Origin of the sequence: Salmonella sp. SAL4457 (genome assembly GCF_046548235.1) — a bacterium.
Lineage (GTDB): Bacteria > Pseudomonadota > Gammaproteobacteria > Enterobacterales > Enterobacteriaceae > Salmonella > Salmonella enterica.
In genome coordinates, this window is the sequence record NZ_JBGDZO010001357.1 from 1 (window position 1) to 235 (window position 235).

1 pseudogene is annotated in these 235 nt (G+C 61.3%); it reads right to left on the bottom strand.

The window, feature by feature from the left end:
• Positions 1-10 precede the first annotated feature (10 nt).
• Positions 11-235 (bottom strand): annotated as a pseudogene (locus tag ACLJNW_RS28590) (transcriptional regulator); the annotation flags it as partial.

Genomic DNA, 235 nt, shown 5'->3' on the forward strand with positions numbered 1-235 from the left:
GCACATGAGCTCATGCCCAGAAAGGCACATAGCGAGCGTGTTTCTTGGACTTGTTCTCCGGGTCCTCGGGTTTGACCAGCGCTGCGTCTATCGTGTCCCGGATGATCCGGGAGGCGACCGGGTAGTCGCTCTCCTCGATCTTGAAGCGCTTGCGCAGGGTCGCGTTGGTCATCATCTGGCCGGAGACGTACTGGAGGCAGCAGTGCTGGTAACAGGCACGAACGCGGTCTGGCGG